This window comes from Campylobacter subantarcticus LMG 24377 (assembly GCF_000816305.1).
Taxonomy (GTDB): Bacteria; Campylobacterota; Campylobacteria; order Campylobacterales; family Campylobacteraceae; genus Campylobacter_D; species Campylobacter_D subantarcticus.
The window spans coordinates 1,257,775-1,283,344 of record NZ_CP007773.1; the positions used below are offsets into that span (position 1 = coordinate 1,257,775).

Annotated in this window: 23 protein-coding genes and 1 pseudogene; 7 read left to right on the top strand and 17 right to left on the bottom strand. The window is 30.4% G+C overall.

Features of this window, described 5'->3' with window-relative positions:
- Positions 1 to 33: 33 nt before the first annotated feature.
- The 3 genes and pseudogenes from CSUB8523_RS06530 to CSUB8523_RS10685 all read left to right on the top strand — a co-directional run bounded on the left by CSUB8523_RS06530 (position 34) and on the right by CSUB8523_RS10685 (position 1,407).
- On the top strand, positions 34 to 249 hold the full coding sequence (locus tag CSUB8523_RS06530) for an HP1242/YdcH family protein (RefSeq protein ID WP_039664223.1): 216 nt from the start codon (positions 34 to 36) through the stop codon (positions 247 to 249).
- Positions 250 to 675: 426 nt separating this feature from the next.
- A pseudogene (locus CSUB8523_RS10680) lies at positions 676 to 960 on the top strand (methyl-accepting chemotaxis protein); the annotation flags it as partial.
- Between the two features lie 99 nt (positions 961 to 1,059).
- Positions 1,060 to 1,407 (top strand): CZB domain-containing protein, encoded by a 348-nt coding sequence (locus CSUB8523_RS10685; protein WP_392389814.1) that lies wholly within the window; start codon positions 1,060 to 1,062, stop codon positions 1,405 to 1,407.
- A 12-nt stretch (positions 1,408 to 1,419) separates the two neighbouring features.
- Here CSUB8523_RS10685 and CSUB8523_RS06540 read toward each other — a convergent pair whose 3' ends face one another.
- The 3 genes from CSUB8523_RS06540 to groES form a co-directional block, all read right to left on the bottom strand.
- Positions 1,420 to 1,989 (bottom strand): nudix-type nucleoside diphosphatase, encoded by a 570-nt coding sequence (locus tag CSUB8523_RS06540; protein WP_043019978.1) that lies wholly within the window; start codon positions 1,987 to 1,989, stop codon positions 1,420 to 1,422.
- A 113-nt stretch (positions 1,990 to 2,102) separates the two neighbouring features.
- Positions 2,103 to 3,740 (bottom strand): chaperonin GroEL, encoded by a 1,638-nt coding sequence (gene groL / locus CSUB8523_RS06545; RefSeq protein WP_043019979.1) that lies wholly within the window; start codon positions 3,738 to 3,740, stop codon positions 2,103 to 2,105.
- Between the two features lie 15 nt (positions 3,741 to 3,755).
- Positions 3,756 to 4,016, bottom strand: a complete 261-nt coding sequence (gene groES, locus CSUB8523_RS06550) for a co-chaperone GroES (protein ID WP_039664227.1) — start codon at positions 4,014 to 4,016, stop codon at positions 3,756 to 3,758.
- A gap of 162 nt (positions 4,017 to 4,178) precedes the next feature.
- On the opposite strand from groES, the gene CSUB8523_RS06555 reads away from it, so the two are divergent.
- Positions 4,179 to 6,722 carry a hypothetical protein gene (locus CSUB8523_RS06555; protein WP_043019980.1) on the top strand — a complete coding sequence of 848 codons (2,544 nt, stop codon included), beginning with the start codon at positions 4,179 to 4,181 and terminating at the stop codon, positions 6,720 to 6,722.
- Between the two features lie 29 nt (positions 6,723 to 6,751).
- Here CSUB8523_RS06555 and hpf read toward each other — a convergent pair whose 3' ends face one another.
- From hpf to yajC, 13 genes are all read right to left on the bottom strand, one after another.
- Positions 6,752 to 7,270 carry a ribosome hibernation-promoting factor, HPF/YfiA family gene (gene hpf, locus CSUB8523_RS06560; RefSeq protein WP_043019981.1) on the bottom strand — a complete coding sequence of 173 codons (519 nt, stop codon included), beginning with the start codon at positions 7,268 to 7,270 and terminating at the stop codon, positions 6,752 to 6,754.
- A gap of 78 nt (positions 7,271 to 7,348) precedes the next feature.
- Entirely contained in the window at positions 7,349 to 8,029 is a 681-nt protein-coding gene (locus CSUB8523_RS06565) for a 3-methyladenine DNA glycosylase (protein ID WP_043019982.1), read from the bottom strand.
- Positions 8,026 to 10,965, bottom strand: a complete 2,940-nt coding sequence (locus CSUB8523_RS06570; protein WP_043019983.1) for a transcription-repair coupling factor — start codon at positions 10,963 to 10,965, stop codon at positions 8,026 to 8,028. The genes CSUB8523_RS06565 and CSUB8523_RS06570 overlap by 4 nt, the downstream gene beginning before the upstream one ends.
- Positions 10,955 to 11,359: a bactofilin family protein gene (locus tag CSUB8523_RS06575; protein ID WP_039664232.1), complete on the bottom strand. Its 405-nt coding sequence runs from the start codon at positions 11,357 to 11,359 to the stop codon at positions 10,955 to 10,957. Before CSUB8523_RS06575 ends, CSUB8523_RS06570 begins: the two co-directional genes overlap by 11 nt.
- Positions 11,287 to 12,198, bottom strand: a complete 912-nt coding sequence (locus CSUB8523_RS06580; RefSeq protein ID WP_235362581.1) for a M23 family metallopeptidase — start codon at positions 12,196 to 12,198, stop codon at positions 11,287 to 11,289. The genes CSUB8523_RS06575 and CSUB8523_RS06580 overlap by 73 nt, the downstream gene beginning before the upstream one ends.
- Positions 12,185 to 13,354 (bottom strand): bifunctional tetrahydrofolate synthase/dihydrofolate synthase, encoded by a 1,170-nt coding sequence (locus CSUB8523_RS06585; RefSeq protein ID WP_043019985.1) that lies wholly within the window; start codon positions 13,352 to 13,354, stop codon positions 12,185 to 12,187. The genes CSUB8523_RS06580 and CSUB8523_RS06585 overlap by 14 nt, the downstream gene beginning before the upstream one ends.
- Before the next feature lies 1 nt (position 13,355).
- On the bottom strand, positions 13,356 to 14,723 hold the full coding sequence (locus CSUB8523_RS06590) for a hypothetical protein (RefSeq protein ID WP_043019986.1): 1,368 nt from the start codon (positions 14,721 to 14,723) through the stop codon (positions 13,356 to 13,358).
- The gene (gene lptE / locus CSUB8523_RS06595; protein ID WP_039664236.1) at positions 14,707 to 15,216 is read right to left on the bottom strand and encodes an LPS assembly lipoprotein LptE; all 510 of its coding nucleotides are present in this window, start codon (positions 15,214 to 15,216) and stop codon (positions 14,707 to 14,709) included. Before lptE ends, CSUB8523_RS06590 begins: the two co-directional genes overlap by 17 nt.
- Positions 15,213 to 17,642 carry a leucine--tRNA ligase gene (gene leuS / locus CSUB8523_RS06600; protein WP_043019987.1) on the bottom strand — a complete coding sequence of 810 codons (2,430 nt, stop codon included), beginning with the start codon at positions 17,640 to 17,642 and terminating at the stop codon, positions 15,213 to 15,215. Before leuS ends, lptE begins: the two co-directional genes overlap by 4 nt.
- 8 nt (positions 17,643 to 17,650) lie before the next feature.
- The gene (locus CSUB8523_RS06605; protein ID WP_039618681.1) at positions 17,651 to 17,992 is read right to left on the bottom strand and encodes a DUF6394 family protein; all 342 of its coding nucleotides are present in this window, start codon (positions 17,990 to 17,992) and stop codon (positions 17,651 to 17,653) included.
- Between the two features lie 2 nt (positions 17,993 to 17,994).
- Positions 17,995 to 18,966, bottom strand: coding sequence for a protein translocase subunit SecF (gene secF, locus CSUB8523_RS06610; protein ID WP_043019988.1), 972 nt, complete (start codon positions 18,964 to 18,966; stop codon positions 17,995 to 17,997).
- Entirely contained in the window at positions 18,966 to 20,546 is a 1,581-nt protein-coding gene (gene secD / locus CSUB8523_RS06615; RefSeq protein WP_043019989.1) for a protein translocase subunit SecD, read from the bottom strand. The genes secF and secD overlap by 1 nt, the downstream gene beginning before the upstream one ends.
- A complete protein-coding gene (yajC, locus tag CSUB8523_RS06620) occupies positions 20,539 to 20,814 on the bottom strand; it encodes a preprotein translocase subunit YajC (RefSeq protein WP_039618686.1) in 276 nt (91 codons plus the stop codon). Before yajC ends, secD begins: the two co-directional genes overlap by 8 nt.
- Between yajC and CSUB8523_RS06625 the strand changes: the two genes are divergently transcribed.
- Complete coding sequence (locus CSUB8523_RS06625; RefSeq protein ID WP_043019990.1) at positions 20,784 to 22,106, top strand: apolipoprotein N-acyltransferase; 1,323 nt, start codon at positions 20,784 to 20,786, stop codon at positions 22,104 to 22,106. The genes yajC and CSUB8523_RS06625 overlap by 31 nt on opposite strands.
- A gap of 10 nt (positions 22,107 to 22,116) precedes the next feature.
- On the opposite strand, the gene metK is transcribed toward CSUB8523_RS06625, so the two are convergent.
- Positions 22,117 to 23,310 carry a methionine adenosyltransferase gene (metK, locus tag CSUB8523_RS06630; RefSeq protein ID WP_039664241.1) on the bottom strand — a complete coding sequence of 398 codons (1,194 nt, stop codon included), beginning with the start codon at positions 23,308 to 23,310 and terminating at the stop codon, positions 22,117 to 22,119.
- A gap of 143 nt (positions 23,311 to 23,453) precedes the next feature.
- Here metK and sstT point away from each other — a divergent pair, with 143 nt between their 5' ends.
- Positions 23,454 to 24,680, top strand: coding sequence for a serine/threonine transporter SstT (gene sstT / locus CSUB8523_RS06635; protein ID WP_039664242.1), 1,227 nt, complete (start codon positions 23,454 to 23,456; stop codon positions 24,678 to 24,680).
- Positions 24,681 to 24,689: 9 nt separating this feature from the next.
- The gene (locus tag CSUB8523_RS06640) at positions 24,690 to 25,568 is read left to right on the top strand and encodes an aspartate carbamoyltransferase catalytic subunit (RefSeq protein WP_043019991.1); all 879 of its coding nucleotides are present in this window, start codon (positions 24,690 to 24,692) and stop codon (positions 25,566 to 25,568) included.
- Positions 25,569 to 25,570: the final 2 nt, after the last annotated feature.

The following is a 25,570-nucleotide window of genomic DNA, read 5'->3' on the forward strand; positions in this document are numbered from 1 at the left end:
TAATCAAATATTCATTTTAAAAAGGAGACTTATATGCTACATGAATTTAGAGATTTAATTACTGAATTAAAAGGCAAAGATATGCACTTTGATAAGTTGTTTGAAGAACATAATAAACTTGATCATAAAATCAAAGACGCAGAAGAAGGTAGAATTCATCTTGATAGCTTGGAAATTGCAAATCTTAAAAAAGAAAAACTAAGATTAAAAGATGAGCTAAACACTTATTTATCAAATTATAAAAAATAATTTCTTTCTAATTTTAACTTTCAAGGAAAAACTATGTTTGGAAAAAGTCAATTAAAACAAGACTTTGAAGATTTACAAAATAAAATCAAAAAGCTAGAAGAGGAAAATAAAAAACTTCTTTTAGAAAAACAAGAACTAATCGAAAAATACGAAAAACAAACCCAAAAAGATTGCGGGAAAAATGCACTTGAAACTCATCTTTTAGAGATGTTGCTAAATGGAGTATTAAAAGGCATATCAAATGTGCAAAGCGATATGCAAGAAAATGTAAATAAAGCAGAGATGATTTCTCAGTATTCTGACTCATCATTAAAAGATATGCAAGAGTTAAATTCCATCACTCAATCAATCATATCTTCACTACAAAGCATTATCGAATCAGCTAATCGTTCAAGAGATACAGCTGGCAATTTACACCGTAGTGTTGATGAAATTACCAATGTAATCAATCTCATTAAAGATGTATCAGACCAAACCAATCTTTTGGCATTAAATGCTGCTATTGAAGCTGCACGTGCAGGTGAACATGGCCGTGGTTTTGCTGTAGTTGCTGATGAAGTTAGAAAACTTGCAGAAAAAACACAAAAAGCAACTTCTGAAGTAGAATTAAATATTAATCTATTAAAACAAAATGCAGATGAAATGTATGGACAAAGTGAACAAGTAGAAAAAGTATCACTTGAATCAAATGAACATATTATAAAATTCTCTAATAATTTTACTCAATTAATTTCTAATGCAAATTCAACTAGTTCACACGCTAAGAGCATTACTTCTGAGATTTTTATATCGCTAGCAAAATTAGATCATATCGCTTTTAAATTAAATGGTTACAATGAAATCATTCATGCATCAGGAAAAACGCTTTCTGATCACTTAAGTTGTAGACTTGCAAAATGGATTTCAGGCGTGGGCAAAGAAAAATTTTCTAATGGAAGAGCTTTTGGTAAATTAAATTTACCACACCAAAAAGTACATGAAAATATTAATCAAGCTGTTGCCTTAGCACACAATGAAAACACAGGTAATGAATTAGTCCAAAATCAAATTCTAGACAAATGCTCTAATGCCGAAAAAGCCTCTGAAGATTTATTTGTAATCTTTAAAGAAATGCTTGATGAAAAAGACCCAAGCGTTGAGAATAAAGAAGAAAAATAAAAGGTAAGATTTTTAATTCTTACCTTTAAACCATAAATACGCATATTCTAGCAAAGGGGTTTTGATAGAATTTTCTTTAGAAAATTGCTCAAAATCTTTTCTTTTTATCCAAATGGCTTGAATATCCTCTCCATCAATTCCACCACCATGACTAATTTTATCATCTTCATTAATTTCAGCATAAAATAAAAACTGTCTACTTACACCCGAACCAAAACCTGTATAAAACTCTCCTATTTTTTCTACAAGTTTAGGAGTATAACCTAACTCTTCTATACATTCTTCTTTAGCTATTTCCTCTAAACTCAAATTTTTATCAACAAGCCCTGAACAAAGTTCTATACTAAATCCCATCTCATCAAATTTTAAATTATTACGTTTTTGATAATCCCATAAAGGAATTCTAAATTGTTTTACAAAAATAAAAGAATCCTTTTGAGTATGATATAAAAAAACAGAAACACTATCTAATACTTCTATAAAATCCCAAGTATATTTTTTATTATCTTTACCTATATAAGTGTATCTTTTAGGTTTAATGTATTTTGAGTTGGAAAATTGCTCTTCTTGCAAATTTTTCATGTAAAATCCTTGTAATTTTACATCTATTATAGCAAAAATAAAAATCAGTGTAGAAAAATAAAGAGTGAGTTACTTTACATAAAAAGCAACTCAAAAGTAGCAAAAAGATGGTATTACATCATACCACCCATGCCTCCCATACCGCCCATGCCACTCATATCAGGCATAGCAGGTTTATCTTCTTTGATTTCACTAATTGTAGCTTCAGTTGTTAAAAGCATGCTAGCTACTGAAACCGCATTGAGTAAAGCCACTCTTTCTACTTTAACAGGATCAATAATACCACTTGCAAGCATATTTACATATTCACCTTTTGCAGCATCAAAACCAGTATTTTCTTCTTTACTATTTTCTACTGTATTTACAACTACACCAGCATCAAATCCAGCATTTTCAGCAATTTGTCTTAAAGGTGCTCTTAAAGCTCTTTCTACGATAGCTGCACCAATAGCCTCATCACCTTGTAAATTCAAGCTTATTTTTGATTTTGCCTTGATGAATGCAGCACCACCACCTATTACTATACCTTCTTCAACAGCAGCTTTTGTAGCACTTAATGCATCATCAACTCTATCTTTTTTCTCTTTCATTTCAGTTTCAGTAGCAGCACCAACTTTAATTACCGCTACCCCACCACTTAATTTAGCTAATCTTTCTTGTAATTTTTCTCTATCATAATCTGAACTTGTTTCAGTAATTTGAACTTTGATTTGATTAATTCTTGCATCAATATTTGCCTTTTCACCTGCACCATTTACAATAGTTGTATTATCTTTGTCAATAATTACACTTGATGCTTGACCTAAATCTTGGATGCTAGCACTTTCTAAAGTTCTTCCAAGCTCTTCAGAAATCACTTCGCCACCTGTTAAAATAGCAATATCTTCAAGCATAGCTTTTCTTCTATCACCAAAGCCAGGTGCTTTAACTGCTGAAATATTTAATACACCTCTTAATTTATTTACAACTAAAGTTGCTAAAGCTTCACCTTCAATATCTTCAGCTATAATTAAAAGTGGCTTTCCTGTTTTTTGGATTTGTTCTAAAACCGGCAACAAATCTTTCAAATTTGCAATTTTTTTATCAAAAAGCAAAATATAAGGATTTGAAAGTTCAGCTGTCATTTTTTCAGTATTTGTAATAAAATACGGACTTAGATAGCCTCTATCAAATTGCATACCCTCAACTACATTTAATTCATCATTGATTGATTTTGCTTCTTCAACAGTGATAACACCATCTTTTCCAACTTTTTCCATAGCATCAGCAATTAAATTTCCAATTTTCTCATCTGAATTTGCAGAAATTGTCGCAACTTGAGCTATTTCTTTTTTATCTTTAACTTCACGAGAAAGTTTTTTAAGTTCAGCTACTATAGCTTCGCAAGCTTTATCCATACCTCTTTTAACTTCGATAGGATTAGCTCCTGCTGTGATATTTCTTAAACCTTCTTTAAAAATAGCATGCGCTAAAACTGTTGCTGTTGTTGTTCCATCACCTGCTTGATCAGCGGTTTTACTAGCTACTTCTCTAACTAAAGAAGCGCCCATATTTTCCAAAGAGTCTTTTAATTCTACTTCTTTAGCTACACTCACACCATCTTTTGTGATAGTTGGAGCACCAAAACTTTTTTGGATTAATACATTACGACCACGTGGCCCCATAGTCACTTTTACTGCATCATTTAGTTTTTTAACGCCTTCATAAAGTTTATTTCTTGCTTCATCTGAAAAAAATATTTCTTTTGCCATTTTCTATCCTTTTTTTTATTTAATAATCCCTAAAACATCTTCAACATTAAGAACTAAATACTCTTCATTATCAAGTTTAATCTCTGTTCCACCATATTTTGCAAACATTACTTTATCGCTTACTTTGATATCTTCTATTTCTTTACTTACTGCAACAACTTCACCATTTAATGGTTTTTCTTTAGCATTATCTGGTATAATAATCCCAGAAGCAGTAGTTTTCATTTCTTCTAAGCGTTTTACTAAAATGCGCTTTCCTAGAGGTTGAAAATTCATTTTTTATCCTTTCTAAAATGTGCCAATTTTAGCACTCTTTGTTTTTGAGTGAAAGAATTATACATTAAAGAAAGTTAATTGTCAATAAATTAAGTAAAATATATCATATAAGTTTAGTCTATTACACTAAATTTTTATGATATATCATTATAAAGGTTTCTCATGAAAAAAATTCTTTACATTCTTTTAGGCGTAGTGTGTGCGGCATTACTAGCTATATATACATTATTATTTACAAGTATAGGCAACGCTTTTTTAAAGCCAAGAATCGAAACGATTATTGCTCAAAAAAGCGGTATGAATGTTAAATTTGAAAATTTTAAAATTAGTTTTTCACAACTTGACATTAAAGCAAATATTGATGATAAATTTTTTGCTAACATAGAAGGTGATATATCACCTTTAAGACTAGGATTTGGTCTAAACTATCTTTTAGGACTTAAACAAAATTATATTCAAGAACTTGGTTTAAAAAGCAATAAAGATTTTACATTTAAGGGTAATGTTGTAGGTAAAAGTAGCGAGTTTTCAATAAAAGGTAATGGATTTTTATTTGATTCTAATCTTAGCTTAGATGCAAAAATCGTTGATTTTTCTCCTATAAATCTTGAATTTATTGGTAAAAATATAGATTTAGCTCAAATTTTAGATTTTGCTAATCTACCAAGATACGCTCAAGGAAAAATTAGTATTATAAGCGATATACAAGCTAAAGATTTAAAACAAAATGGTAATACTTTGATTAATTTTTACACAAGTTCTATCAATAATACTCTAATTGAAAAAGATTTTAATCTAAGCTTGCCAAAACAAAGTTATATAAAAGGTGAGATAAGGTCTTTAATCCAAAACAATGAAGTTTTTTCTAAAAGTGAAATTTTAAGCAACTTCTTCAAACTTTATACACAAAAAAGTATCTATGATATAGCAAAACAAAGCTTAACTAGTGATTTTGATATCAAAATAGATGATTTGAATCAATTTTCAACCCTAGCCAAAATGAAACTCCAAGGTAAAAGTCAAATTCAAGGCAATTTACTTTTTGCAAACAATCAATTGCAAAAATTAGATGCTAACTTGCTTGGATTTGGTGGCAATTTAAAAGCTATTTTAGAAAATAGTAATCTTAACATCAACACAGCCGATATAGAAATAGCAGAGCTTTTAAAAACCATATCCATACCTGCTTTTATTAATTCTAAATTAATTTTAGATTTAAAGACACAAGGGCTTGATTTTAAAAATTTCAATCTAAATGCTAGGTTAAATAATGCAAATATAAATGTTATAGAATTTAAAAAACTAAGCAATCTTGATTTTCCAAAAACAACTTTTAACTTACAAGCTAAAGCAAATGCGAAAAATTCTTTGATTGATTATGAAGCTTTACTTGATTCAAGCATAGCAAAAATACCTCAACTAAAAGGCTCGTATAATCTTACAAACAAAGATTTAAAAGCACAAATTAGTGCTTTTGTGGATAATCTTAATAAATTAAAACCTTTAACCAAACAAGATCTCAATGGACCTTTAAATTTAGATGCCAAAGTTGATCTTAAGGCAAATCAAATTCAAAATTTTGATGCAAATATTAAGATCATGCAAGGCATTATCAATGCAAAATCTAATGGGAAAAGTTTACAAGCAAAGGTTGATAATATAAAATTAGAACAACTTTTCCCTTTAATAGGACAAAAAGTTTTAGCATTTGGCGATGTAAATGCTGACATTGACTTAAAAACACTTGATTTTAACAATATTAATGGTGATTTTAAAGCCATTATTAATTCTTCTTTTAATGAAGTAGAATTATCTAAGCTTTTAGAGAAAAAATTTCCAAAGAATACTTCAGCAAAAATCAATCTTGATGGAAAAATTTCTAAATCAATCATTGATTTTAACACTAAAGCTCTAAGTTCATTTGCAAATATTAATTCATTAAAAGGAAAATTTGATCTTAATGAAATGGCTCTGGCAAGTACTTATAGTATATCATTGCAAGATTTTTCTAAGCTAGGATTTTTAATTGATAGAAACTTAAAAGGTAAGGCTGATTTTGAAGGAAAATTTGATTTTAAAAATGCTTTAATAGATGCAAGTATTAATAGTAAAAATATATTCAATGGTTCATTAAATGCCACTTTAAAAAATAATATTTTTAACGCTAAAATGCAAAATACCGATCTTTCAAATTTAGCTCAAAGCTTAGATTTGCCTGATTATTACCAAGCAAAATCAAATTTAAGCATTGATTATAATCTTTTAAAAGAAAGCGGTGTGGTGCTAATGAACTTAGCCGATGGACAACTTAAAAAAAACCTCATCACAGGTGCTTTAATGCTACTTTTACAAAAAGATATCACTCAAGATGTATATCGCAACGGCGAAGCTAAAATAAATATCAATAAAAACCTCATAGATTTAAATTTAAACCTAATAGCCGATAGAAGCAATATAAATATTAGCAAAGGTAAGATTGATACAAAAAGCACAAAATTAAACATTCCTTTTAACATCGTCATTGATAGAGCAAATTTCAAAGGAATTATAAAAGGAACAACACAAGATCCTAAAGTAAGTCTTGATACAAAAAGTGTTATAAATTCTATTGTTAATACAATAGGTGGAAATACTGGTGATGGTGCTAAAAATACAGGTAAAAAAGTAGATCAAACAATAGATAGAATCTTTAACAAAATCTTCTAATACATCTAGCCTTAAAAAGGCTAGATTTTTTAAAATAAACCAAATTTACCATCTTTTTTCTTATATAACATCCTCATTTTTGCATCTATATCATTAAAAACTAAAAATATATCTTTGCTTGCTTTTAATTTTTCCAATGCTTCTTCAATTTCTAAAGGTTTATATAGTTCAAGCTCCATTGGAACTATCTCATCTTCCTCAATCACACTTGGCAATACTAAATTTTCTTTTATCTCATCTTGATGCTTATGGGTGATATTTTTATCATGCAATCTTCTTAAAACCTTAGAAATTCTATCAATAGCTAAATCTATAGCAGCATACAAATCTTTATCCTTTTGCTTTACAACCACTGTGTTAATACCGGCTAGGTTAATACTAAATTCAACCCAAAATCCTTTCTTTCCATGCCTTTCATCAGCACTTATAACACAACGCGCAGAAATCACATCTAAGCCGTATTTACTTAAAGCATCAAAGCTTTTTTCCACATACTCTTTTATAGACTCAGTTAACTCAAATTGTTTTCCAACTATACTTGTATTCATCACTTCTCCTTTTTATGAAGTTAAATACATTATAGCACTTTAATCGTAAAAAATTAACTTTTTAAATAAAAAATAAATTTAAAATTTTAAAGGATCTAAAATAAACACACCATCTGCTGAAAGTTTTTTACCTTGAAAATGCATTTTACAAAAAGAAACAATTAAAGCATGAAAAATTTGATAAAGCTCATATAATTTACATTCTTTTTTTAATAAAACATTTAATTCATTTTGATTTTTAGCTATATCTTTTTTAAAAAAATCAGCTAGCTCATCATAGCTTTGATACTCACAGCCCAAATAATTAGCTATTTTTGCACTATAAGCATCAACTACCAAAACTTCCTTTTTACATATATAATTTAAAATTCCATCTACGCTTTCTTGGCCAAAACCCTTAATGCTTAAAATCCACTCTCTATCTACTTGCACTTTAAAATCTTCAAAAGAATCAAAATCTTGAAAAAACTTTTGGGTAAAATTTTGTATATACTTTGTCTTGGTATTATAAAACCCACTAGGCTTAATCAAAAGTACTATTTCTTGCGTATTTAATCTATGTAAATCCTCTAGCGTGGTAATGTTTGCTTGTTTTAAATTTACCAAAGCTTTTAATACATTTTTCCAGTTTGTATTTTGAGTTAATACTACAGATACTAAAATTTCAAATTCGCTTAGACCATTATTTTCAAGCCATTCAAAATCCTTGTATTTTATATTTGCATTAATTAAAGCTTTAAAAATTTCATATCCACTCATGCTTTTTCATTCTTTCTTAAATGCATCAAAATAGCCTCAATCACATCATCATCATCTTTACTTTTTGCTTTAATAACTTCTTTACTCTCATCATCTTTTACAAAACAAATATTTTGCTCATAATTGCTCACTAGTTTATAATGCTTGCTAGCTAAAATTTTTATGATGATTAAATCCAAAAACTGCTTAGTAAAAATATCAGGCCTGCCAAAACGATCATTCATCTCACCTTCTATCTCATATACTTCATTTGCACTCATGCATTTACTAAGTCTTCTATAAAGTTCCAATCTCAAACGATCTTCACTAATATATTCACTATTTAAAAAAGCATTGATGTTAAGTTTGAGATCTATTTTATTCTCTTTAATTTCTTCTTTTTTGCTTAGCTTGTTAATCTCATCTTCAAGCATTTTAAGATATAAACTATAACCAATTTGCTCTATATGCCCGCTTTGATCCACGCCTAATAAATTTCCACCACCACGAATTTCTAAATCATGATAAGCAAGCACGCTTCCTGAACCCAAATAAGAATTACTCTCTAAACTCGTAAGTCTTTTTAAAGAATCTTTTGTGATTTTTTCCTTATCCTCAATCAGAAAATAACAATATCCTTGCTTAGAGCTACGCCCTACTCTTCCTCTAAGTTGATGCAAATCAGCCATACCAAAACGATCTGAATTTTCTACTATGATAGTATTTGCATTTGCTAAATCAATACCACTTTCTACTATAGAAGTACAAAGCAATAAATCATATTCTTTATTTTCAAATTTAAGCATTTCTTCTTCTGTGGTTTTTGCATCAATTTTTGAATGCAAAATCAAAATTTTTAAATTCGGAAATAAATCTAAAAGATATTTTTTACACCCATCAATACTTGCTATATGGTTGTGAATGTAAAAAATTTGCCCTACTCTTCTTAATTCTCTTGAAATGGCTTCTTTAATCAAAGCATCATTACTTTCTCTAACAAAGGTACGCACATCCAAACGATCTTCAGGTGGAGTTTGTAAAACACTATATGATTTTAAAGAACTAAGAGCTTGATTTAAGCTTCTTGGTATAGGCGTTGCCGACATAGATAGAATATGTGAATTTTTACTTAGTTCTTTGAGCTTTTCTTTTTGCTTTACACCAAATTTATGCTCCTCATCTATCACAACTAAACCTAAATTTTCACACTCAACTCCTAAAAGAGAATGTGTTCCAACTACCACACAAGGCTTATTTTCTTTTAAAAGTGCTAAAATTTGTTTTTTTTCTTTAGCACTAGTAAAACGATCTAGTTTAAAAATTTCTATATCAAAAGGATCAAATCTTCGCTTTAAAGTTTTAAAATGCTGCGCTGAAAGTAAGGTTGTTGGCACAAAAAACAAAGCCGTATAACCACTTTTTAAACATGTAAAAATAGCATTCATAGCGATTTCTGTTTTACCAAAACCCACATCACCGCTTAGCAGCCTATCCATTACTTGAGAGCTTTTTAAATCTTGAGTAATTTCTTGACAAACTTGACTTTGATCTTTAGTATAAAAAAAACCTGCCTTACCGATGAATTCATCTTGTAATTCTTGAGAAATTTTTAATTCTTTTGCTTTTATCAAAGTTCTAGCTGCTGCTAAAGAAACTATATTAAAAGCAATAGCAAAAAGTTTTTCTTTTAATCTTTCTTTGATCTTTAAAAAACTTCCTTTTCCAAGCTTATCAAGTAAAGGCACACCACCACTTGCACCGATATATTTATCAATCATATATAAATTTTCCACAGGTAATAAAAGCTTATCGTTATTTAAATACCCAAGCGCCACAAATTCTTTTCTAGCTCCTGCTATTGCAATGATTTCAAGTCCTAGAAATTTAGCTATACCATAATCTTCATGTACAACAAAATCCCCAATTCTAAGCTCATCTATCACCAAGCTTGCTTTTCTAACTCTTTTACTTTTTTCTTTTTTATTTAAAGAGATGATAAGCTCATCTTGAGCAATTAGGTTGATTCTTTCTTGAGATATTTTTAATTTAATATTTGAAAATTCTTGTAAATTCAAAGCTTTAAATAAAGCTTCATTTTTTGCCAAAATAGTAATTTTTTTATCTTTGTGAAAAGTGAAAAAATCATGATTATAAGAGCTTATTAAATCTTTATAAAATCTTGGCTCAGGTAAAATATTTTGATTAATTTTGCTAATATCTTCTTCAAAATCATTTGTATCAAAATTTTTTACACTCACAAAATTTAAATCTAAATAATCATAAAAATCATCAACACACCAAAAGCCTATAGAATTAACATCATTAATAATGCTTTGGCTTTGAAAATTTTGAATTTTTTCTTGTAAATTTTCGTATTGCTCTTGATTAAAAGCACTCAAAAATGGACAAATTTCAATTTTTGAAAGTTCGTTTGGGATTGATTTTTGTGTATGAATATCAAAATATCTTATGCTTTCTATCTCATCTGAAAAAAGCAAAATTCTAAAAGGTTGTTCTTCATTAATCGCAAAAATATCTATAATATCCCCACGTATTGAAACTTCACCCTTATCTTGAACTATATCTACAAATTCATACCCACTATGTAAAATTTCTTCTTTAAATTTCTCTAAAACAAGAAGCGAATTTCTTTTAAGAATAATGTTTTTTAGATGCTTTTTTCCGGGGAGTTTTTGTAAGATTGTTTTTATAGGAGAAATTAAAATTTTATTTTTATCTTCTTTATGATAAGCATTTAATACTTTACAAATTTCAAAAAGCTCTTTAGAAAAAGAGCGCAAATCACTACCAAATTCTGCTCTAAAATCAGGTAAAACAAAGGTCTTGAAATTTAGAAATAAGCAAACTTGAGCTAATTCATCTGCTTCTTTATCATTTTCACAAATAATAAGCTCAGGTTGGTTGATTAATAAGTATTCGTATAATTTAGCTTGCATTATCTGAATTTTCTACACTTACATCAATGGTAGCGAGTTCTTCATCTTTTTCTATAATCTTACTGCTTCCATTAAATTTACCACCATTTTCTATGCTTAGTTGCTTAACTATGATATTACCATTTAGCACACCACCAGATAAAATCTCTAACGAATCAACTTGCATTTCCCCTTCAAAAACACCATTTATAACAATTTTACTCGCTTTTACTTGTCCTTTTAATACACCACTTTTACCTACAACTATAACATTGGAAGAATTCACCACTCCAGTGATTTCTCCATCTAAATGTAACATAGAATCAAAGTAAAATTTTCCTTCTATTTTTGCTCCGTTTGAAATGACTGTAGTTTCGGATACTGTAGCAATAGAGCCTTTATTAAAGATTGCCATGGAACTCTCCTTTCTTTTTCAAAAATTTGTTCATAATTCTTTCGGTTTAAATCTATAAAAATTTTAGGATCTAAAAGTTTATTAATAAATCTAACCTCATAATGCAAATGCGGACCTGTTGAAAGTCCGGTATTTCCCGTATAACCCAATAAATCACCTTTTTTTACAAATTGACCCGCTTTAACCACATCTTGGCGTGTCATATGTGCAAAAACTGTTTTAAAACCAAAATTATGGATCAAAATCACTGAATATCCATAGCCATTATTACTATAAGCAGCATATTCTACCACCCCATTTGCAGGAGCGTAAATAGGAGTTTTTAACGCGGCTCTTAAATCAATTCCTGGGTGAAATTCTTTTTTGTTTAAAATAGGATGATGTCTCCAACCAAAATTACCCGTAATACCGTTGTCCTCTATCACATGACCATTTGGAATTTGCGTTAAAAACAAATAAGCTTGATCGTTTGTAAGCTTAATCTTTTCTAATCTTTCTGGTATATCCAAACTTTCATCTTGCTTTAAACCTAAATTATCTTCAATATCTGCAAGCTGGGTTTGAAGCTCATCATATAAAGCAGTTTTTTCCTCTAAACTTTTTTGCATACTTTCATTTTGAGAGAATAACTTCGTGTTTGTAGCTGATAATGCTTCTTGTTCTTTTAAAAGCTCTGAACGCTTATCTGCTAGATAATTAATATACAAAGCACCCAACACAATAACGATAAAAACAAAAGAAGTAAAATAAAGCACTACTTTTTTAATTATTTGACTTAATAAAAAATGCCTAGAACCATTGACATCTGTTATAGTCAAAGTAAACTTATCTTTCATTATTTCCTCTTAAAAAATTTTCTACCAACACAAAGGATCCAAATACCAAATACAGCTCATCTTTTTTTATAGCGTTAAATTTTTGATAAGTAATATTTAATTTTTCCAAATTTTCAAGCAAAGCAGAACCTGCCAAAGGTCTATCTCTACTCTCATATTCATAAATCTCAACTATTTTTATAATAGGTTTTAAAACCTTTAAAATTTTATAAGAATCTTTATCTAAGAAACAATTATAAACTAAGTGAACTTTTTTTTCCTTGAAAATTTCAATCAAAGCCAAAGCAGCCATCTCATTGTGCCCCACATCAACAAATACATTTTGACTAACTTGCTCACATCTTCCTCTTAAATCAAGTCTTGGTAAAGAGATGATACTTTGGATTATTTTTGTCTCATCATAAGCACAAATTAAAGCTAAAGCTTCCAAAGCCACCAATAAATTCTCTTTTAAAAAAGGCGCTAATTGATTTTTATTTATGTATTCTTGCACATATTGGTTGATTATTTCATTTTTATTCCAAGAACTTACATATAAATGGGCTTGTTTTAGCTTGGCAATTTTTTGAGCTAGACTTAACACCCTTGATTCTTGATTACAACAAATCAAAGCATTAGCACTCATGGCTTTTAGTTTTGTTCTTGCTATTTCTTCTAAATTTTTACCTAGTAAATCTTGGTGATCAAACCCTATTTTAGTATAGATGCTAAAATCCCTTTCAAACACACTAGTAGCATCATACTCCCCACCTACTCCGGCCTCTAGTATAATATAATCACAATTTTCAAAAACAAAAAAAGCCAAAAAAGTTGCATATTCAAAATAACTTAATCTTTTTACATCTTCTAAAAAAATGCTTTCTAGATTCTCATGAGCTTTTTCCAAAAGCCCATCACTTACAACCTCTCCATTGAGCCAAAATCTTTCATTAAATTCAAAAATATGTGGACTAGTATAATGTCCTACCTTATAACCTTGTTTTAAAAGTAAAAGAGCTAAAAATCTACCTGTGCTACCTTTGCCATTGGTTCCAATGATTTGAATATTTTTAGTTTTTACAAAATGCTCTTTGTATTTTTCATACATACTCATCATGAAAAATCTACTAATTTTTTGCACATGCATTGTTTTTTGTGAAAGAACTTGTTGTAATTTCATTTTAGGCTTTATGGATTAACTCTTTTAAAATATCGCCATCTGGAAATTCTTTTTTTTCTATACAAGATGATGTAATGACTAACTTTACCACTTCTTCTTTATATATAAACTTATAATCATCAATCATTTTCAAGGCTTTTTCTGTAAAAATTTGCGCCTCTTCTAAATTTTTCCCTGGTAAAATAATCAAATAAGAACTTTCATCTAAAATCCAAATTTCACCTATGTTTTTACATAAATCTTTAAGCGTTTTTTTAAACTTTACACTGATAGTTTTAAAACTATCAATACCATAAGTATTAATCACATGTTCAATATTATCAACCTTGAAAAAACACAATGCATAATTAACTGCGTACAATCTATAGTTTTCATCAAGTTTTTTAAGTTCTTGAGCAAGATTCCATTGTTCTCTTTGCTCATCATCGCTAGTGGCTTGAATTTGGGTTTTAATTTGAGCTATTTGCTCATTAGCATACAAAAGTTTATCTTTCAAAGTATCAAAATTAACCTGTACGTTACCATTTTCATCTTTAGCTAAAGCATTAATGAATTTCACATCTTCTTGACTGTTGTTATAAAGCTTTGAAACCATCTCATTTAAGCTTTCTAAGTGCTGATTAAAAAAAGAAAGATTTTTTTGTATATAGTATTTATCTATGGCCTCTTTTTTTTGCAACATCAAGCAATACTCGTGTGCAAATTCTTTTCTAGCTATTAATTTAGGATTATCTTTCAAACTCTGCCTAAATTGCTCTAACTCTTTGCTTTCTCCAAACAAAGGCTCCAAAGAAAGCAGTAAAAGTTCCGCTTGTTTTTCATAAGATCGCTCTTTAAGCATAGCAATAAGTCTTTCAACTAAGGAGTAAAAATCCAAAAAAGCTCGGATATTAAATTCCTCTAATTTTTTTAAAAGCTCTCCATCTTCATAAGATTTTTCAAGCTCTTTCCATTTTGCCCTTAAAAGATAAATTGTTTCTATATCCATCGCTTGAGATAGTCTATGTTGGGTAATTTGTGCTAATTCTTTGATCTTTTTGTCTTTACTAATACCTAATTGCTGAATAATCAAATCTAACAAAGCATAAACATCTTCATATTTTCTACTTACTTGTCTATTAAGTCTAGAAACCAAAAACATCAAAAACTCGTCAATCGTACGAATGCTTTTTCTTTTTAACTCTTGTTTGTATGTATCATCTAAGAGATTGGTGTATTTTTCTATCCTCGCTTTATTAAAACTTATCACCCCTGCTTTTCTAGCGCACTCTTCAAACACTTCGCTATAATTTTCAGGAGTGGGGTGTAGCTTACGTTCTTTTAATTTAATTAATGTTTCTTTGGCAATTTCATTAATATGACTTGGCATTATAACCCTTAATAGCCATAATAGAAACAAACTCATCAAAGGCTTCACTTGAGGCATTTTTAATCGCTTCAAATCTAGCTTGATCACTGATGATAGAATTAGGATTGATATCAAAGTTATAACTTCCTTTGGTATTAACAAGCTCTTCTTTTCCATTTTTATAACGCATTAAAAATTCTAAATAAAGCTCTGCTTTGTAGTTTACAACATAACCATTTTTATCATACACCATAGGGTGAAATTCAAGTTTTTTCATTGTCACTATGATGGAACTATCAGCATTATACTCATCTGTAATTTTCCTGCCTAACTTATTTAGCATCGCTTCTCTTAAAATATCTGTGATATATACGCTATTTCCAGGATCTTGCTTGCTGATATTGATTTTTAAAAAAACATTTTCACCTAAAACCCTACTTGCCATTTGAGATGATGGAATATATCCACAAGCTACGATCAAAAATGCAAAACAAAATACAAAGTATTTTTTCATTTAACCACCAAATTGACTAATTTTTTATCAATATAAATTTCTTTAATTATCTCTTTACCTTCTAGCCATTTTGCTACGCTTTCTTTAGCTTGGGCTAAAACCTGCTCATTATTAGTCTCTGAAGCAATCTCAATCTGCGCTCTTTTTTTACCATTTACACTAATGGCGATATTAAAGCTATCTTTTACAAAAACTTCATTTTTAAGCTCTAATATTTTGAAATTTTCACATGCAAACAAATACTCACTCAACTCAAAGCAAACATGCGGGATAATAGGCTCTAAAATATTCAAGATAATATAAAAAGCTTCTTTTAAAACCTCTTTATGATTTATTACACTCAAAGCATTCAATGCTTCCATACACGCAGCTATTAAGGTATTAAAAGCAAAACTTTCTTCATAAACTTCAAAAGATTTTTTCAAAGCCTCATACACTTTCATTCTAGCGTATTTTTCATCCTTACTTAAACTTTGATGATCAATCTCCCCTAGTTTTCCACCTTCCAAACTCATCGCTTTTTCATATAGTCTATTAATAAATTTAAATGCACCTTCTAAGGCACTATCGTTCCATTCAAGTTCCTTAGCAGGTGGTGCAGCAAATAATATAAACAATCTTGCACTATCTGCACCATATTTTTCTATAATATAATCTGGATCAACCACATTGCCCTTAGACTTACTCATTTTGGCGCCATCTTTTGTCACCATACCTTGAGTTAGTAATCTATTAAAAGGCTCATCATCTTTTAAATATCCTAGATCTCTAAGTGCTTTTTGGAAAAATCTAGCATAAAGCAAATGCAATATTGCGTGTTCAATCCCGCCAATATATTCATCAACATTCATCCAATAATCAACACTTTTTTCATCAACTGCTTTTTCTTGCCATGTTTTATCATCGCTTGCAAAACGCGCAAAATACCAAGAACTTTCAAAAAATGTATCCAAGGTATCACTTTCTTTTTGCGCTTCTTTGCCACATTTTGGACAAGCACACTTTTTCCATGTCTCATGTTTATCTAGTGGATTGCCCTCACCATTAATCACCACATCTTCTGGTAAGGTGATAGGTAAATTTTCTAACTTTTGAGGAACCAATCCACAACTATTACACTTAATCATAGGGATAGGAGCACCCCAGTATCTTTGTCTAGAAACTCCCCAATCACGAATTTTAAAATTAGTAACCCTTTTACCTATACCTAAAGATTCAATTTTCAAACTAATTTTTTCTCTTGCTTCGTTGCACTCAATATGGTCAAATTCTCCACTATTAACCAAAATGCCATCTTTTAAAGTATAGCATTGTGCGTCATTTTCGTCTTTGTAGATAACTTTTTTTATAGCTAAGTTATAAGTTTTTGCAAACTCATAATCTCTCTCATCATGAGCAGGCACACTCATAACCGCTCCGCTACCATAATCACTTAAAACAAAGTTAGCTACCCATAAAGGAATTTTCTCTTTGCTTAGTGGATGAATAACATGGAGATTTAAAAAATATCCTTCTTTTACCGCAGCCTGTCTTTGACGTGGGGTTTGATTTTGTATATTTTGAATTTTAGCAATCACATCTTGATCTAATAGCTTTTTTTCGATTAATTCATTTACTATTGCATGATCAGGTGCTAAAGCGATATAAGACACACCATAAATTGTTTCAGCTCTTGTGGTAAATACATTGATTTTTACCGCATCAACTTTATCATTTTCTTCTAGATCAAAATCAAAACTAAGTCCTGTGCTTTTACCTATCCAGTTTTCTTGCATGGTTAAAACTTGATTGGGCCATTTTCCTTCAAGTTTTTTTAAATCCTGCAGCAACTCATCTGCATAGGCAGTGATTTTTACATAATATCCTGGCATTTTCTTACGAACAACTTCATGCCCACAGCGCCAACATTTACCATCTTCAACCTGCTCATTAGCTAACACTGTTTTATCATTTTCACACCAATTTACTTCAGCTTCTTTGGTATAAATTAATCCTTTTTTATACATTTTAATGAAAAATTCTTGCTCAAATTTAGTATACAAAGGATCAGAAGTTGCAAGCATTCTTTTCTTAGAAAAAGAAAATCCCAAAGAAGCGAGCTCATTTTGCATGTAGTCAATATTTTCATAAGTCCATTTTTTAGGGTGAATGCCATGTTTTATCGCAGCATTTTCAGCAGGCATACCAAAGCTATCAAAACCAATGGGATGTAAGACATTAAAGCCTTTTTTTTTATAATATCTAGCCATAGCATCACCAATGCTATAATTTCTCACATGTCCCATATGAATTCTACCACTTGGATATGGAAACATAGATAAAATGTATTTTTTAGGCAAAGAAAAATCATCTTTTGGTTCAAAATACTCTTTTTCTTGCCAAATTTTTTGCCATTTTTTTTCTATTTTACCTGCTTCATATGCCATTTTCACTCCTAGTTTTCTTCTTGATTTTTCACTGAATCTACTATAACTAAAATCATCGAAAAGATATTAGCTATCAAAGCTCCTATCGCCAAAGTATAAACCATCACATTGGCTTCTGGGTTGATTTGAATTAAAGCAAAAGCTGGAATTAAATGCAAATCCGCCACTAAAGAACTTGCAAATAACTCAGCTGCTAAGAAATTTCTAACTCCAATTTTCAATAAAGTAGAAATCAAATTCACACAAGCTGCAATAAATAATGCAACCTCGTTTTGATCATATAAAAATCCTGCGGTTGTAGTTAAACTCATTAAAGCAAAAAAGATATAAATAACCTTACCCCAATTCATTTTTACACTGTTCCTTTTTCATACATCGATCTTAATTTTTCTTTTTCTTGTTTCTTTTTGATTTTTTCTAATTCTTTTTGGCGATATTGTGCAACACTAAATTTAAACCATAAAAGCGCTGGACTTGCCACAAAGATAGAACTTGCAGTACCTGCTACAATGCCTACTATCATGGTTAAAGCAAAGCCTTCTATCATCGATCCACCAAAGAAATAAAGCACCACTACAGTAATTAAAGTTAAACCTGTAGTCAGAGTTGTTCTTGATAGAGTTGCTGAAACTGATTCATTAATAATGAGATCAAGTTTTGAATTTTTACTAGTTTTAACACCCTCTCTAATCCTATCAAAAATAATGATTGTATCATTTAAAGAATAGCCAAGTACGGTTAAAACAGCCGCTAAAATATCTAAATTTACATCAATTTCAAATAAAGCAATAGCACCCAAAGTAATAACAATATCATGAATTTCACAAACTATAGAAGCCATAGCAAAACGCCATTCAAATCTTATTGCTAAATAAATCAAAATCGCAATCAGTGAAATTCCTACTGCCATAAGACCTTTATTGCGTAATTCATCTCCTACTTTTGGACCTACCACATCCACACGGCGCACTTCAAAACTACCGGTTCCTTGCAGTAAGTTAGCAATACTCACACCAATATCACTTCCCAGGCTATCGCTACTTCCTGAAAAACGAATGATTACCTCATTGTCACTACCAAACTCAGTCACACTTGCACCTTTTAAATTTTCATTAGCAGCTAAGGCATTACGAATTTCAGCCAATGGTGCTTTTTGCTCATACTGCAACTGTACTAAAGTGCCACCAGTAAAATCAATTCCAAAATTTAAACCCTTAGTAAAAAGAACCACAATAGAACCAAAAAATAAAATAAAAGATAAAGAGATTGCTGCAAATCTCATTTTCATAAAATCATAAATATGTTTTTGACTAAAAAATTGCATCAAGGTCTCCTATATCCAAACCATAATCTTGTGTTATTGCTTTTTTCCATACGATTCATAAACATTTCAAACATACCATGAGTTCCTATAATAGAAGTGATCATAGAAACCAAGATACCAATGCTCAAAGTTACCGCAAAACCTTTCACAGCACCTGTACCATAAGCATAAAGTGCTATTGAAGTAATAAGTGAGGTAATATTAGCATCTAAAATTGCACTCATAGCATGCTTATAGCCATTTTCCACACTTTGTCTTATACTAGCACCCTCACGCAGCAATTCTCTGATTCTTTCATTAATAATAACATTAGAGTCTACTGCCATACCCACAGTAAGGACAAGTCCTGCCATACCAGGTAGGGTTAAAGTTGCTCCAAACATCGCCATTACAGCAATGATAACCAAAATATTTGCAACCAAAGCAATATTTGCAAAAATTCCCGCTATACCATAATACATCACCATAAAAGCAATAACCAAAATAGAAGCACCCGCTAAGGCTATCATACTCATTTTAATACTATCAGCACCCAAAGATGGTCCAACGCTTCTTTTTTCAAGCATTTTAACCGGTGCTAAAAGCGCCCCACTTCTTAAAGCAATCGCCACATCATGAGCTTCTTCTACAGTAAAACTACCACTAATTTGCCCACTACCCCCGCCTATTCTTTCATTAATTCTTGGTGCTGAATAAACCTTGTCATCTAAAACTATAGCTAAGCGTTTACCTACATTATTTCCAGTATAATCTCCAAATTTCTTCGCTCCTTCTGAATTTAAAGTAAAATTAATCACAGGAAGATTATTACTTTGTGCAAAGCCCACCTTTGCATCTGTTAGCATAGAACCATCAAGAATTGGTATAGATTTTACAAGATATTTAATTTGTGGATTTTTCGCATCTTCAAAAATCAAATCTCCATATTCAGCCGCCTGGCTTGGTGTGAGATTGTTTACTTGATCCATTCTAACATCATCTACTTCCATTAATTGCAAATGTGCCGCTTTTGCAATAAGCTCTCTAGCTCTAGCTTCATCTGCAGCAGTTTTTATACCTGGAAGTTCTACTAAAATTTTATCCTCACCCGATCTTGCTACATTTGGTTCTGCAAGACCAAATTGATCTAGTCTGTTTCTGATTGTTTCAACAGCTTGTAAAATAGCTTGTTCGTGAGTTAATTTGATTTCTTCTTGGGTTAAAGAAAGTGTGTAGTGTAAATTATCAGTTGTAATAGCCAAACCTTTAATGTCTTTTAACAATAAATCCACCTTGGCCACATCATTATCATCTAATAAGGTAAATTCAATACTAGCATTATTAACTTTGATTTTATCAACAATAATATCTTCTTTATTGATAGAATAACTCAAAGAAGAGGCTATGGATTTAACCTTTGATTTAACTGCCTCTTCCACTTCCACGCCTAATAACATATGCAAGCCACCTTGCAAGTCAAGTCCTAGATTGATCTTTGCTCCGCTTTGGGTCTGCATAAAAGAAGGTATAGAAAATACAAGTCCTATAAGAAAAACTACAAAGAAAATAATACTTCTATAAGTAATCTTTCCACTACGCATCAATTTTCTTTGCTATAAAATCTCTAGAAATTTTTACAACTACATTTTCATCATTAAGCTTAACTTTGATAAAATCCTCTTCTGGTTTTACCACCTCGCAAATTATTCCACCATTGGTGATGATTTTATCTCCTTTTTCTAAAGATGAAACCATCAATTTGTGGTCTTTTGCTTGTTTTTGTTGTGGTCTAATAACCAAAAAATAAAAAATCGCAAAAAGCACAATGAGAGGCAACAATGAAGTCCAAATATTTCCGTTTTCTGCCATTTCTTCCCCTTTTTTTAAAATTCATAAATTCTAATTCTACCACTTTTAAAATAATAAAAGCCTTTTTTTCTGCACTTTTATTGTCAAATTTTATTTATTTTTCTTTTTTTGAAAATTTACTTTTTGAATTTATCTCTCCTTTTTTAAGTATCTATGGTTTGGTATTGTTATTAAAAAGCAGAGATAAACTAGCGTATTTTTACACGGGATTTTTTATAGGAATTTTATGGTTTTGGTGGATTAGTTTATCTTCTATTTATTTTGATTTAGCCTATTTAATCCCTTTAGAGCTTATGCTAATTGGCTTAATTTATGGTTTTTTATTTTGGGTTTGTTATTTGTTTAAATATGATTTTTTAAGACTTTGTGGGATTTTTGCACTTAGTTTTATTCATCCTTTTGATTTTGATTGGCTAAATTGGGGTGTTTTAAGTGTATATGGTATTTTCGATGCAAGCTATCAAGGTATTATAGCTATGTTTTTAATTGCTTATTTTTATTATGAAAAATATATTTCAAGATATTATAAAATGGCAATTATATTTATCTTAGTTTTAATCGGCGCACAATATGAACAAAAACCATCACAAACTCTTGAATTAGACTATAAACTAATCCAAACCAATATCCCACAAGATCAAAAATTCATACAAGAAAACCTACAAACACATTCTAAAGATATTTTTCTTCAAATCAACCAAGCTATAAAAGAAGGTAAAGAAGTAATTATCTTTCCTGAAACAGCTTTTGCTTTTGCCTTAAACAAAGCACCTAATTATCTACAAGCCTTAAAAGAACTTTCTAAACATATTATCATTATAACAGGAGCTATCAGCACCACGCCTAACCATCTATACAATAGCACTTATGTGTTTGATAATGGGCAAATACAAGTTTTTAACAAACATTATCTTGTGCCTTTTGGAGAAGAAATTCCTCTATTTAAAAACTTTTTTAAGAAATATCTTTTAAATATAGATGAATTTTCAAGAGGTAAAGAGTTAAACCAATATACCCTCAACAATCAACTCATCACTAATGCAATATGTTTTGAGGCTACCAAAGAAAGTCTTTACAAAAACACACAAATCATGATTGCAATTTCAAATAATGCATGGTTTAGCTATTCAAGTGAATATAAACTACAAAATTTCCTAATGCGTTTTTATGCTAACAATTATCAAGTAAGTATATATCATGCGGTTAATGGAAAAGAAAATGCAGTAATTCAACCCAAAGAAATGCTAGTTTTAAAGATAAAAGAGAGGTTTTTAAAGCAAAACGAAGCCTAAAGGCTTCATTTTACAATGCTTTAAATTCCTCAACTGCGTCTAATTTCTCCCAAGGGTAATCAGCCTGCCCCACTTGACCACGAGCAGCAACATCAGCATACATAAAAGTATCTTTACTTGGCTTATCAAGATTAAATTTATTTTTAATCCAATTTGGAGTTAATGGGAAAGTTTTCATTACAAAATCACTTAAAATATCATCATTTAATCTTGTATTTGTTCCCATGCAGTCTACGCTTACAGAAGTTGGCTTAGCAACACCTATCGCATAAGAAAGTTGCACTATGCATTTTTTAGCAAGACCTGCTGCTACAATATTTTTAGCAAGCCATCTTGCAGCATAAAGCCCGCTTCTATCAACTTTGGTATAATCTTTAGAAGATTGTGCGCCACCTCCTATTGGAGCATAGCCACCAAAACTATCCACTATAAGTTTTCTTCCTGTTAAACCACTATCATGCAATGAACTATGGTTGACATATTTGCCAGTTGGATTGATTAAAATTCTTGTTTTTTCTGGACAAAAAAGTTCTTTTGGTAAATTAGAATCCAAAATCAACTCCATCACCAAAGCTCTTAAGTCTTCTATTTTCATACTTTCAACACAAGGAGCTGAAACTACAATAGTATGAATGCTTTGCGGTTTGCAATTTTCAAAATTTTCTTTGCTAACATAATCAATAGTAACTTGAGTTTTAATATCTACACCAAGTTTATCAGGATTATTTTTTGCAAACTCATATACTTTATCACAAAGCATTCTAGCGTAAGAAATAGCCGCTGGCATATATTCTTTAGCTTCATTACTTGCAAAACCAAACATAATCCCTTGATCACCTGCGCCAATTTCTCCATCTTCTTGATCAACACCTTGGTTGATATCAGGACTTTGCTCATTTAAAAATACCATTACATCTAAATCATCAGGATGTAAACATTGCTTTTTACTAAAATGTGGATGTCCATTATAGCCAATATCCGCTAAAGCTTTTTTTACAATATTTTCATAATCGTTTTTTTCAAGCTTATGTTTTGACTTAATCTCACCACCAATGACAACTTTATTTCCTGCTACAAAAACTTCACTAGCAACCCTTGAATCTTTATCATGAGTTAAAAAAGTATCCACTATAGAATCTGCGATAATATCTGCACATTTATCAGGATGCCCTGCACTCACAACTTCAGAAGTAAATAAATACATTTTTTTCCTTTTTAATGTCTATTACTAAAATATTAAAATTTACAAAATAATACCACATAGTAGCTTAAAAAAACAAAAAAGCTTATTTAAGCTTTACTTTGCTAGAATAAATTAAAATTTATCTTAAAAAACAAAGGCATTGAATGAATGTATTTTCATGCGTAATTTGGCACTATAAAAATGGCAATCTTATTTTACAAATTTGCATTGGAATTTTTTTGGGGATTTTAGTTGGTATTTTTTCTAAAGATTTGGCTATTTTTGCAAATATTTTTGGCGCTTTATTTACAGGAGCACTCAAGGCTATTGCACCTATTTTGGTTTTTATTTTAATCTTAACCACAATTTGCACCAAAGAATTTAATTATGGAAGCAAAAAAATTAAACACATCATTTTTCTATATATCTTTGGTACCTTTCTTGCATCTTTAAGCGCAGTAAGTGTTAGTTTTATTTTTCCTATAGAGTTAGTATTAACCGATATTGACAAAGCATCTACAAGTACTCCTGCACATATAGGTGAGGTTTTTAAAAATTTATTATTCCAAGTAGTAAACAACCCTATCCATGCCCTATCATCTGGGAATTATTTAAGTATTTTAGCTTGGGCTATAGGCGGTGGTTTTGCTCTAAGACATTGCTCTAATGATGCAAAACAACTTTTTACTGATATAAATGAGGGTGTATTAAAAATTGTTAAATTTATAGTCAAGCTTGCTCCTTTTGGAATTTTTGGACTTGTGGCTAATTCAGTTGCTCAAACAGGAGCAGCAGGGCTTTTAAGCTATGCTAAATTATTATTAGTTTTGGTTTTAACTATGTTTTTTGTCGCTTTTGTAATTAATGCTTTAATTGTATTTGTATACACTAAAAAAAATCCCTATCCACTTATTTTTATTTGTTTAAAACATAGTGCTGTTTTTGCATTCTTCACAAGAAGTTCTGCTGCTAACATCCCTGTAAACATGGCTCTTTGCTCTAAATTAAACATCAATAATAGTCTTTATAGCATTTCCATTCCTTTAGGTGCTACGATTAATATGGCAGGGGCAGCTGTAACCATAGCCATATTAAGTCTTGCGGCAGCTCACACAGTAGGTATTGAAATAAACTTTTTACAAGCTATGCTTTTGAGTGTTTTAGCTGCATTTGCAGCTTGTGGAGCTAGCGGGGTTGCTGGAGGTTCACTCTTACTTATACCACTTGCTTGCTCTTTGTTTAATATTGATTATGACATAGCTATGCAAGTAGTTGCGGTTGGTTTTATCATAGGGGTTATCCAAGATAGTGTTGAAACTGCATTAAATAGCTCAACAGATGTTTTATTTAGTGCTATTTGTTCAGATAATGAGCTTAATTTAAAAATTTAAGGAGGGCTTATGAGGCATTTAATTACTACAAAAGATTTTAACAATGATGAAATCTTGGCTTTATTTAAAGAAGCAAAAGAATTTTTGGATGAAAAACCGCGTACATTTTTAGAAGGAAAAAGTGTTACAACAATTTTCTTTGAAAATTCAACACGCACTCAATCAAGCTTTGAAACAGCCGCAAGAAGACTAGGTGCTAAAGTTTTAAAATTAGATGTTTCAAGAAGTAGTTCAAGCAAAGGCGAAACACTTTTTGATACTGCTGCGAATTTAGATGCAATGGCACCAAGTGCTATTGTAGTTAGACACAAAAACTCAGGCGTATCTCATACTTTAGCAAATTATACTCATTGTCCTATAGTTAATGGAGGTGATGGTAAACACGCTCATCCTACCCAAGCTTTACTTGATCTTTTTACCATAATGGAGCATTTTGATTATAATGTTAAAGGTAAAAAAATAGCAATAGCAGGAGATATTAAAAACTCACGCGTTGCTGCTTCAAATTTAGAATTATTACCTCGTTTTGGTATAGACATTACCCTAGTAGCCCCGCCTCATTTTATGCCAAATTATCCTATTAAAAAAACAAATAAATTAAAAGAAGTTATTGATGATGTAGATATTATCATGAGTCTTAGAACACAAACTGAAAGACACAATATTCCAACCTATGCATCGCTTAAAGATTATGCAAATGATTTTTGTATTAGCAAAGATTTAATAAAAGATAAAAATCTCATTATCTTACATCCTGGTCCTGTACATAGAAATATCGATATTAGCGATGAAGTAATGGCTGATAAAAGATGCAAGGTTTTAACTCAAGTTAAAAATGGTGTTGCCATTAGAATGGCTGTATTAAAAAAACTCATTTTAGAAAGCTAAAA

What these genes read in the sequence shown, in the direction of transcription:
- CSUB8523_RS06640 (WP_043019991.1), top strand. Translation starts at nt 24,690, where the DNA reads ATGAGGCATTTAATTACTACAAAAGATTTTAACAATGATGAAATCTTG.
- CSUB8523_RS06565 (WP_043019982.1), bottom strand. Translation starts at nt 8,029, where the DNA reads ATGAGTGGATATGAAATTTTTAAAGCTTTAATTAATGCAAATATAAAA.
- CSUB8523_RS06555 (WP_043019980.1), top strand. Translation starts at nt 4,179, where the DNA reads ATGAAAAAAATTCTTTACATTCTTTTAGGCGTAGTGTGTGCGGCATTA.
- sstT (WP_039664242.1), top strand. Translation starts at nt 23,454, where the DNA reads ATGAATGTATTTTCATGCGTAATTTGGCACTATAAAAATGGCAATCTT.
- CSUB8523_RS06590 (WP_043019986.1), bottom strand. Translation starts at nt 14,723, where the DNA reads ATGCCAAGTCATATTAATGAAATTGCCAAAGAAACATTAATTAAATTA.
- CSUB8523_RS06605 (WP_039618681.1), bottom strand. Translation starts at nt 17,992, where the DNA reads ATGAATTGGGGTAAGGTTATTTATATCTTTTTTGCTTTAATGAGTTTA.
- secD (WP_043019989.1), bottom strand. Translation starts at nt 20,546, where the DNA reads ATGCGTAGTGGAAAGATTACTTATAGAAGTATTATTTTCTTTGTAGTT.
- secF (WP_043019988.1), bottom strand. Translation starts at nt 18,966, where the DNA reads ATGCAATTTTTTAGTCAAAAACATATTTATGATTTTATGAAAATGAGA.
- CSUB8523_RS06540 (WP_043019978.1), bottom strand. Translation starts at nt 1,989, where the DNA reads ATGAAAAATTTGCAAGAAGAGCAATTTTCCAACTCAAAATACATTAAA.
- CSUB8523_RS06625 (WP_043019990.1), top strand. Translation starts at nt 20,784, where the DNA reads ATGAAGTCCAAATATTTCCGTTTTCTGCCATTTCTTCCCCTTTTTTTA.
- CSUB8523_RS06530 (WP_039664223.1), top strand. Translation starts at nt 34, where the DNA reads ATGCTACATGAATTTAGAGATTTAATTACTGAATTAAAAGGCAAAGAT.
- CSUB8523_RS06570 (WP_043019983.1), bottom strand. Translation starts at nt 10,965, where the DNA reads ATGCAAGCTAAATTATACGAATACTTATTAATCAACCAACCTGAGCTT.
- leuS (WP_043019987.1), bottom strand. Translation starts at nt 17,642, where the DNA reads ATGGCATATGAAGCAGGTAAAATAGAAAAAAAATGGCAAAAAATTTGG.
- lptE (WP_039664236.1), bottom strand. Translation starts at nt 15,216, where the DNA reads ATGAAAAAATACTTTGTATTTTGTTTTGCATTTTTGATCGTAGCTTGT.
- groES (WP_039664227.1), bottom strand. Translation starts at nt 4,016, where the DNA reads ATGAATTTTCAACCTCTAGGAAAGCGCATTTTAGTAAAACGCTTAGAA.
- metK (WP_039664241.1), bottom strand. Translation starts at nt 23,310, where the DNA reads ATGTATTTATTTACTTCTGAAGTTGTGAGTGCAGGGCATCCTGATAAA.
- groL (WP_043019979.1), bottom strand. Translation starts at nt 3,740, where the DNA reads ATGGCAAAAGAAATATTTTTTTCAGATGAAGCAAGAAATAAACTTTAT.
- yajC (WP_039618686.1), bottom strand. Translation starts at nt 20,814, where the DNA reads ATGGCAGAAAACGGAAATATTTGGACTTCATTGTTGCCTCTCATTGTG.
- hpf (WP_043019981.1), bottom strand. Translation starts at nt 7,270, where the DNA reads ATGAATACAAGTATAGTTGGAAAACAATTTGAGTTAACTGAGTCTATA.
- CSUB8523_RS06585 (WP_043019985.1), bottom strand. Translation starts at nt 13,354, where the DNA reads ATGAAATTACAACAAGTTCTTTCACAAAAAACAATGCATGTGCAAAAA.
- CSUB8523_RS06575 (WP_039664232.1), bottom strand. Translation starts at nt 11,359, where the DNA reads ATGGCAATCTTTAATAAAGGCTCTATTGCTACAGTATCCGAAACTACA.